This window comes from Bradyrhizobium sp. (genome assembly GCF_004799445.1).
Classification (GTDB): Bacteria; Pseudomonadota; Alphaproteobacteria; order Rhizobiales; family Xanthobacteraceae; genus Bradyrhizobium.
The window spans coordinates 21089-30447 of sequence record NZ_SSNA01000083.1; the positions used below are offsets into that span (position 1 = coordinate 21089).

The following is a 9359-nucleotide window of genomic DNA, read 5'->3' on the forward strand; positions in this document are numbered from 1 at the left end:
CATGACCAATCCCCTGCTCGTGGAACTGTCGCGGCTGCAATTCGCGCTGACGGCGATGTACCACTTCCTGTTCGTGCCGCTGACGCTGGGATTGTCCGTTCTCGTGGCGATGATGGAGACCGTCTATGTCATGACACGCCGGGCCATCTGGCGCGACATGACCAAGTTCTGGGGCCTGCTGTTCGGCATCAACTTCGCCCTGGGTGTCGCCACCGGCCTCACCATGGAATTCGAATTCGGCATGAATTGGGCTTTCTACTCGCATTATGTCGGCGACATTTTCGGTGCGCCGCTGGCGATTGAAGGGTTGATGGCCTTCTTCCTGGAAGCGACCTTCATCGGCCTCTTCTTCTTCGGCTGGGACAAAATGTCCCCGCGCGCGCACCTTGCCGTGACCTGGCTGGTGGCGCTGGGCAGCAATCTGTCAGCGCTGTGGATCTTGATCGCCAACGGCTGGATGCAGAATCCGGTCGGTGCGGTCTTCAATCCCGATACCATGCGAATGGAAGTGACCGACTTCGTGTCGGTCCTGTTCAATCCGACCGCCCAGGCCAAGTTCGTGCACACCGTGTCGGCAGGGTATGTCTGCGGGGCAGCCTTCGTGCTGGGCATTTCGGCGTTCTACATTCTGCGCGGCCGCAACGTGCAGCTTGCCAAAAGGTCGTTCGTGATCGCATCGGCGTTCGGTGTCGCGGCCGCCCTGTCTGTCATCGTGCTGGGTGACGAAAGCGGATACACCATCACCGACAACCAGAAGATGAAGCTCGCCGCCATGGAGGCGATGTGGCAGACGGAACCGGCGCCGGCCGGTTTCACCGCATTCGGCATTCCGGACATGCAGACGCGCACGACGCGCTATGCCATCGAGATTCCGTGGGTGATGGGGCTGATCGGCACCCGTTCGATCGACCAGCAAATCCCCGGGATCTTCGATCTCGTGAACAAGGCCGAAGCCAATATCCGCAACGGCCTCGTCGCCTACGACGCCCTGCAAAAGCTCAAGAAGAACCATGCGGACCCCGCCGCCCGCGCCGTCTTCGACAAGGCTCGCGGCGATCTCGGCTATGCCCTGCTGTTGAAGCGCTATGTCGAAAATCCGCTCCTGGCGACACCCGGGCAGATCCACGATGCGGCCTGGTCGACCGTGCCGAGCGTCCCGTCGATCTTTTTCGCATTCCGCTTCATGGTGCTGTTCGGCTTCGCGCTGCTCGCTGTATTCGTGGTATCGCTTTGGTACACGATGCGGGAAACAACGGCGCCGCGCTGGCTGTTCCGGCTCGCGCTCTGGGCCATGCCATTGCCCTGGCTCGCCGCGGAATTGGGCTGGTTCGTTGCCGAGTTCGGACGCCAGCCCTGGATCATCGACGGTGTGCTGCCGACTTTTCTCGCAACTTCGGAACTCGGTATCTCCGATCTGGTGCTGACGATCGTCGGCTTCACTGCGGTCTACGGTGTCCTTGCCGTCATCGAAGTCAGGCTGATGTTGCAAGCGATCAAAAAGGGTCCGGACGCCGTGATAGGCGAGGCCGGCCCTTTCGGGGACTTCGCCCGACAGCCGGCTGAGTGATCCCCACATCCTGGTCAAGGAAACACGGTCATGATCCATACTCTGTTCGACTACACCACGCTCCGCCTGATCTGGTGGATACTGCTCGGTGTTCTTCTCATCGGCTTCGCCGTCACCGACGGATTTGACATGGGGGTTGGCGCGCTGCTGCCCTTCGTGGCCAAGACCGACACCGAGCGGCGTGTCGCCATCAACACCATCGGTCCCGTGTGGGAAGGCAACCAGGTCTGGTTCATTCTCGGTGGCGGGGCGATTTTCGCGGCTTGGCCGGCGCTCTACGCACTAAGCTTCTCGGGCTTCTATCTCGCGATGTTTTTGGTGCTGTTCGCGCTGATCCTGCGGCCGGTCGGCTTCAAGTACCGCTCGAAGCGCGACGGCGTGGCGTGGCGCCGAAATTGGGATTGGGCGCTGTTCGTCGGCGGTGCCGTGCCGGCGCTGATCCTCGGCGTCGCGGTCGGCAATGCATTGCAGGGCGTGCCTTTCCATTTCACCGACGATCTCCGTCCGATTTATGAGGGCACGCTGTTCGGCCTGCTGAATCCGCTGGCGCTCTATTGCGGGCTGGTGTCGCTCTCCATGCTCGTCATGCACGGCGCGGCCTGGCTTACTTTCAAGGCGGACGGCCCGGTCGCCGATCGGGCCGCGTCAATTGGGACGAAGGCGGCGCTGATTGCCGCGGTTCTGTTCGCGGGCGGCGGCGTTCTGGTCTGGTTTGGCGCATTCGGCGGCTACCAGGTGACGAGCCCGATCGTGTGGGACGGCCCCTCCAATCCGCTCGGCAAAACGGTCGTGATCAATCCGGCCGCGTGGCTGCAGAACTTCCGCACCACGCCATGGCTCGGCATTGTGCCGCTGCTTGGGGTGGTCGCGCCGTTGCTGGCTGCGGCAGGTTTCCGCGCCCGCCGGGCAGGCCTGACTTTCCTCGCCTCCAAGCTCGGAGTCGCCTGCATCATTGCGACGGTTGGCCTGTCGATGTTTCCCGTCATCCTGCCGTCGAGCACGCACGCCGGCGATTCGCTCACCGTTTTCGATGCCTCATCGAGTCAGGCGACGCTGCGCAATATGCTGATCGCGACCGTGATCTTCCTGCCGATCGTACTCGCCTACACCGCCTGGGTGTACAAGGTGTTGTGGGGCAAGGTCAGCGCAACCACCATTGAGAATGCCGGATCGTCGGCCTACTAAGCGAGCGAGAGCGAGACGAAACAATGTGGTATTTTGCCTGGATACTCGGCCTCGGACTTGCCGCCACCGTCGGCATTCTCAACGCGCTCTGGTATGAGCTGCGCACCGTCCGCGAAAAAGACGAGGTGACGGCGCCTCCGGTGCCGACACCCTGATCTGGTAACGGCAGGGCCGTCGGCGGTCACCGAAACGCGGCAACTTCGGCCCTCAGATCCTTGCCATGATGGCGCGCTTGAGCTTCGCGATACGGGCTTCGTCGCGTTTGTAGAACGTCCATTGCTTGACCCGTTTGGAATTCAGCAATCCGGCCTGCGACAGGATCTTGAGGTGCTCGCTGATCGTCGGCTGGGTCACCCCGAGCTTCTCGGCGATCAGCACGCCGCAGACGCCGTCGGCAACGAGGTCGCCGTCGACCTGCGCCCGGAAATGATCCTTCGGATGCTTCAGCCACTCCAGGATCAGCAGCCGCCGATCGCTGGCGAGCGCGCGCAAGGCCATGTTGACGTCGTCGTCATCGTTAGGCATATTGCCAATTAGCCAAAGAACTAATTCATGTCAACGCCCCTCGCTCGGGGTGGAGCGGAAATATCCGGGGGGTCCGATGTCGAGCGTGTCCGATACGGTCAACCAGCAGCACATCAGCCGCTGCGAGCAGCTTATCCGGCCGTACATCCGGCGCACGCCGGTGATCACGATCGACGGCGCCGATGTCGGTCTCAAGTCGGGCAACCTTTGTTTGAAGCTGGAGCTTTTTCAGCACTCCGGTTGCTTCAAGGTCCGTGGCGCTTTCACAAACCTCTTGACCCGCAAGGTGCCGGCGGCAGGCGTGGTCGCGGCCTCGGGGGGCAACCACGGCGCGGCGGTCGCCTATGCGGCCATGATGCTCAAGGTGCCCGCCAAGATCTTCGTTCCCAGCATTTCCTCCCCAGCCAAGGTGCAGCGTATCCGCGACTACGGTGCCGACCTCGTCATCGAAGGGGACCGCTACGCCGATGCGCTTGCCGCGAGCGAGGCGTGGGTCCAGAAAACCGGGGCGATGCCGGTGCACGCCTTCGACCAGGACGAGACCATGCTCGGGCAGGGGACGATCGGCATCGAGCTCGACGAACAGGCCCCGGAAATCGACACGCTCTTGGTGTCGGTCGGTGGCGGTGGCCTGATCGCGGGAATTGCCGCGTGGTATGCGAGCCGTATCAAAGTCGTCGGCGTCGAGCCGTTCGCCGCCCCGACGCTGACCAAGGCACTGGAGGCCGGTCATCCCGTCGATGCCGAAGCCGGAGGTTTGGCGGCGGATTCGCTGGCGCCGCGCCGGGTCGGCGACCGGGTTTTTCCAATCGCCAAAAGCCATGTGCATCGTGTCGTGCGCGTTGCCGACGACGCGATTTTGGCGGCCCAGAAGCGGCTCTGGCAGGTGTTGCGGGTGGTCGCGGAGCCGGGAGGCGCGGCGGCGCTCTCGGCCCTGTTATGCGGCGCCTATCAGCCCATGAGCGGAGAACGGGTCGCCGTCATTATTTGTGGCGGCAATACGACCGCGGTCGATTTCGACCGCTGACATCAGCGATATCGGGTTTTATGAACGATTTCGGGCGATTGTGGGCGCCAGCAATCAATGGCGCTTAGGCCCCGGATTGTCAGGCGGCGCGCACCGAATCGAGGAACTTGCCGACCTCAAGCTTGAGGCGGTTGCTCTCGACCGACAGCGACTGCGCCGCCGAGAGAACCTGCGATGAGGCCGAACCGGTTTCGCTGGCGCCGCGCTGCACCTCAGTGATATTGGCGCTGACTTGCGACGTGCCTTGGGCGGCATGCTGGATGTTGCGTGAAATCTCCTGCGTCGCCGCGCCCTGCTCTTCCACCGCGGCCGCAATGGTCGCGGAGATCTCCGACATCCGGCCGATGGTATTGCCGATCTCCTTGATCGCGCCCACCGAGTCCTGCGTTGCCGCCTGGATTCCGGTGATCTGCAGACCGATCTCGCCGGTCGCTTTGGCGGTCTGCTCGGCTAGCGCCTTGACTTCGGACGCCACCACCGCAAAGCCCCGACCGGATTCACCGGCCCGCGCCGCCTCGATCGTGGCGTTCAGCGCCAACAGATTGGTCTGGCCAGCGATGGTGTTGATCAGTTCGACGACGTCGCCGATACGTGCAGCAGCCTTCGACAATTCACCGACGCGGTCATTGGTCTTCTGCGCCTGACCCACCGCCTCAGCGGCAACTCGGGACGATTCCTGGACCTGACGGCTGATCTCGTTGACCGACGAAGTCAGCTCCTCGCTGGCAGCGGCCACCGATTCCACGTTGGTGGAAGCTTCTTCCGACGCGGCCGCGACCGTGATCGCCAGTCCCTGCGACCGCTGGGCGCTTGCCGTCAGTGTATTGGCGGACGCTTCCAGCTCGGTCGCCGCCGACGACACCGTCTCGACGATTTCACCGACCGCGCCTTCGAATGCATCGGCGAGCTTGTTCATGTCCGCCTTGCGCAGCAGGGCCGCCCGCCTTTCGGTCGCCTTCAATTCCTCGCGGTCGAAGCGCACGATGGCCTGCACCGTTTGCAGATTGCGCAGCGCCTCCCCGATTTCATCGTCGCGTTCGACAACAATGCGGCTATCAAACTTGGCTTGGGTGATGTGCAACATCGTATCGTTCAGGCCCTTAAGGGGCCGGACAATGGCACCGATGGTTTGCCTGCTGAGGAATCCGCCCAATAGCAGACCCGTGGCGAGGATGGCGGCGGCAATCCCGATCACGACGATGTATTGGCGCGCGGCCGCGTCGTATTCCGCCTTGGCTTCCTTGACCTGAATCGCTACCAGCTTGTCGAGATCCTGCTTGGCCGAACCGAACGCCTCGCTCGCCTTGCCGGCCAGAAGCACGGCAGCTTCGTCATATTTCCGATCGGCAAGCAGTGCGAGCGCCGGCCGGATGGCGTTCTCGACATAGTTCTTGCGCGTTGAAACGAAGCTGTCGGCGACGCCCTTCTCCTCGGGCGTGAGATAGGTTGCCATATACTCGCTCCAGGTCTTTGAGATGACCGCGATATTGGTAGCGATCTTGCCTGCGACGTCACCGACCGGCTTGCCGGTGCGGCCGTTGGTGATGGCGTCGTACTGCACGATGGTATTGTTGGCCATGCGGTCGTTGATCTCGAACAGCTGCGCCAGCGGCACCGCGCGGTCCTCGTAGATCGATTTCATCCGGGTGTTGCTCTCGCGCGTTGCCAGGATGCCGGTCAAGCCGATGGTCAGCATGAACAGCCCCAGGATCGCAACCAGCGTGATCAACCGTGCATTCAGGGTGCGGGTAAAGACCGCGAGGGCATCCAGCGGCGAGCGGCGGCGAATGATGCCGGCATCGATTTTGTAGCCGTGCGCCTTTTTCGCGCGCAGTGCCGCGTAGACCTGTTCGGCTTCCGCGCGCTGATCGGCGGGCAATTTGGTCCGGATCGACGTAAAGCCGGTGATCTGGCCGTTCTCCCGGATCGGGGATGCGGTCGCCAACACCCAGTAGAAATCGCCGTTCTTGCGGCGGTTTTTCACGGCACCAACCCACGGCTTGCCGGCCTTCAAGGTATCCCAGAGATTCTCGAACGCTTCCGGCGGCATGTCCGGATGACGGATGATGTTGTGCGGTTGGCCCATTAGCTCGGCTTCGGTGAAGCCCGACGCCTGGACAAAGTCGTCGTTGAAATGGGTCAGCCGCCCCTTGGGGTCCGTCCTCGAAACGATGAGCGTGGCATCGGTGATCGGATATTCGACGGTCGTCACAGGAAGGTTGCTGCGCATTGGCTGTTCCCGGTCAGGGTTGCATTGCAATTGCGACTGCTGCACGCGACTCGATGTAGCCGTGTCCAAGCCTTCAGGAAGGGTTAACGCCAAAATTACCAGTTCCCGTTAATTTTCCGGCCCGTGGGACTACGGTGCAAAGCGCGGTTGCGGGTCGATCAAACGACTACCCGCACCATGGCCGAAGGCGGCGGAGAGCCCGGCTCGGCAACCACGTCCTGGTCGTAAAGGGTTTGCGCCGACAACACGTCCCGCGCCAAGCCGAAGCAGGCATCGTGCGACGGCTGCCGGAATCTGACGTTTTATGGCGCAATTGGGCGATTGTGGCGGCTTCGGCCGGCCGATTCTGCGCGAAAGGGCCAGCAATCAATGGCGCTTTGGCGCCGGATGGCCTAAAGCACAGCCAACTTCACTCAAATCCGCCACCCTCGCGACCGCGGCATCTGCCGGGCACGCAGCTTCGACGCGTTCGGTTCGAGGCCCGTCCCAACTTCCGTCGCCCAACACCAACCAAGGTCCGCCATCCCGTGACATTCCCGACCACACATCCGCCGCTCGCCCGAGCCCTGGCGGAGCGCAATTACGATTCTCCGACGCCGGTGCAGACCGCCGTGCTTGCGGACGCGGCCGTCGACCGCGACCTCTTGGTTTCGGCGCAAACCGGCTCGGGCAAAACCGTCGCGTATGGGCTGGCCGTTGCGAGTAATCTTCTGGCGGGAGCCGAGCGGTTCGAGCCGGCTGCCGCGCCGCTCGCCCTGATCGTCGCGCCAACCCGCGAACTCGCGCTTCAGGTGCATCGCGAACTGGCATGGCTCTATCAATATGCGGGCGCGCGCGTGGTTTCCTGCGTCGGCGGCATGGATCCGCGCCGCGAACAGCGCGAGCTTGCCGCGGGCGCCCACATCGTGGTCGGCACGCCGGGGCGGCTGTGCGATCATTTGCGGCGCGGCCGTCTCGACGTCTCGGAATTGAAGGCTGTCGTGCTCGACGAGGCCGACGAGATGCTCGATCTGGGTTTTCGCGAGGATATGGAATTTATCCTCAAGACCACGCCAGACACCCGCCGCACCCTGCTGTTCTCGGCGACCCTGCCGCGCGGCATCGTCGCCCTGGCCAAGCAATATCAACGACAGGCCTTTCGCATCGAAGTCGCCGGCGACGAGGGCGGCCACGCCGATATCGAGTACCGGACCATCAGGATCGCTCCCGCCGATGTCGAGCACGCCGTGGTCAATGTGCTGCGGTTTTTCGAATCGCCGAGCGCGCTGGTGTTCTGCAACACCAGACATGCGGTGCGGCATTTGCAGGCGACGCTTCTGGAGCGCGGCTTCTCGGTGGTCGCGCTGTCGGGAGAATTGACGCAGAACGAGCGAACCCAGGCGCTGCAGGCCCTGCGGGACGGGCGTGCGCGCGTCTGCGTGGCCACCGACGTGGCGGCGCGCGGCATCGATCTACCCAACCTCGACCTCGTCATTCACGCCGAACTGCCCAATGACGCCGAGGTCATGCAGCATCGCTCCGGCCGCACCGGCCGCGCCGGCCGCAAGGGCGTCAGCGTCCTGCTGGTGCCTTCGGCGAAAAAGCGCCGCGCGGAACTGCTGCTGAATCTCGCCGGCATCGATGCCATCCCGGGCACCGCGCCCACCGCGGATGAAATTCGCAAGCTCGATCAGGAGCGCATGCTGAAGGACGCCCTGTTCACGGAGGAGACCACCGCCGACGATCTGATCCTGGCGCGGGCCCTGCTCGCCGAGCGCTCGCCCGAGGATATTGCCGCGGCGCTGGCCCGGCTTTATCGCGCGCGGCTTCCCTCGCCCGAGGACATTCTCGATCCCGGCCAGGGCGCTGGCCGATCCCGCGACGATCGTGGCCGGGAAAAAGACGGCCGAACCTCGCGCGGCGACGATCGCGCCAGCGGACCGCGGTCGAAGCCGGGAAAACCATCGCCGCGTCACGTCATGGCGGAGGGCAGCGTGTGGTTTCGCGCCGCCATCGGCCGGAAGAAGAACGCGGAGGCGCGCTGGCTGTTGCCGATGATCTGCCGCCGTGGCGGCATCGACAAGCATGACATCGGCGCCATCCGCATTCTCGACACCACCACCGAGTTCGAAATTTCCGAACGGGTCGCGGACGCCTTCGCCGTCAAGATCCGGCGTCCCGACAAGGAAGACAACATTCGTATCGAGCCGCTGGCGGATGCTCCCCAGGGCCAGTCGCCGCAGGAAAAGCGGCCGCACGCGCCCCGGCATGACAGCGATGAAACCGGCCGCGGCGCCGCTCACAACGACCGGTCGCGCGAGGGGCGCGGACCGCGGCAACACGGCAAACCCCACGGCGAAAGCGGGCCGGGATTTGGCCAGGAAGCGAATTACAGCAAGAAAAAGCGGCACCCGGACAAGCCCGCCCATGCCGGAAAACCGCGGCCCGCCGGCGCGTCTGCCGCGAAGCCGGCGTTCGGAAACAAGGCAAAGCAGGAGAATCGCCGCGGCTGAGGCTTGGGAACGGCGCGATCGGCACCCCGCGATCGCTGCCGATCGCGTGCTTCCAGGAAAGAGCCGTTCTGAAAAGAATTACAAAACCCGTGGAACCTTTCGCCCCGGCGCGAATAGGCCTCGGCCCCGATAGGGCTCGGAGCGGCCGCTTTAGCCGTGGTGCCCGCAAAAAAGCCGCGGTTCTCGCGCAATCGACCAGCTAACGTGCTGGATTCACTGGGGAGATGCCGTGTTCCACTCAAGCGACGAGACCGGCGCCCGGATCGGTGCGCTGCAGAGCGCGATTTTCAACAGTGCCAACTTTTCCAGCATCGCCACCGATGCCAAGGGCGT

General features: G+C 63.7%; 7 protein-coding genes. 5 read left to right on the plus strand and 2 right to left on the minus strand.

Annotation, left to right across the window (positions count from 1 at the left end):
• Position 1: 1 nt before the first annotated feature.
• From E8A46_RS11330 to cydX, 3 genes are read left to right on the plus strand one after another with little or no spacing between them, the layout of a single operon-like run.
• Positions 2–1567, plus strand: coding sequence for a cytochrome ubiquinol oxidase subunit I (locus E8A46_RS11330; protein WP_291560489.1), 1566 nt, complete (start codon positions 2–4; stop codon positions 1565–1567).
• Between the two features lie 30 nt (positions 1568–1597).
• Positions 1598–2752, plus strand: coding sequence for a cytochrome d ubiquinol oxidase subunit II (gene cydB / locus E8A46_RS11335; RefSeq protein ID WP_291560491.1), 1155 nt, complete (start codon positions 1598–1600; stop codon positions 2750–2752).
• Positions 2753–2775: 23 nt separating this feature from the next.
• Positions 2776–2907, plus strand: a complete 132-nt coding sequence (cydX, locus tag E8A46_RS11340) for a cytochrome bd-I oxidase subunit CydX (protein ID WP_291560493.1) — start codon at positions 2776–2778, stop codon at positions 2905–2907.
• 52 nt (positions 2908–2959) lie between these two features.
• Here the strand turns inward: cydX and E8A46_RS11345 are convergent, their stop codons facing one another.
• The gene (locus tag E8A46_RS11345) at positions 2960–3277 is read right to left on the minus strand and encodes an ArsR family transcriptional regulator (protein ID WP_291560496.1); all 318 of its coding nucleotides are present in this window, start codon (positions 3275–3277) and stop codon (positions 2960–2962) included.
• Positions 3278–3353: 76 nt separating this feature from the next.
• Here E8A46_RS11345 and E8A46_RS11350 point away from each other — a divergent pair, with 76 nt between their 5' ends.
• The gene (locus E8A46_RS11350; RefSeq protein WP_291560504.1) at positions 3354–4304 is read left to right on the plus strand and encodes a threonine/serine dehydratase; all 951 of its coding nucleotides are present in this window, start codon (positions 3354–3356) and stop codon (positions 4302–4304) included.
• Positions 4305–4383: 79 nt separating this feature from the next.
• Here E8A46_RS11350 and E8A46_RS11355 read toward each other — a convergent pair whose 3' ends face one another.
• Positions 4384–6534, minus strand: coding sequence for a methyl-accepting chemotaxis protein (locus E8A46_RS11355; RefSeq protein ID WP_291560497.1), 2151 nt, complete (start codon positions 6532–6534; stop codon positions 4384–4386).
• A 527-nt stretch (positions 6535–7061) separates the two neighbouring features.
• Here E8A46_RS11355 and E8A46_RS11360 point away from each other — a divergent pair.
• Complete coding sequence (locus tag E8A46_RS11360) at positions 7062–9026, plus strand: DEAD/DEAH box helicase (protein ID WP_291560499.1); 1965 nt, start codon at positions 7062–7064, stop codon at positions 9024–9026.
• Positions 9027–9359: the final 333 nt, after the last annotated feature.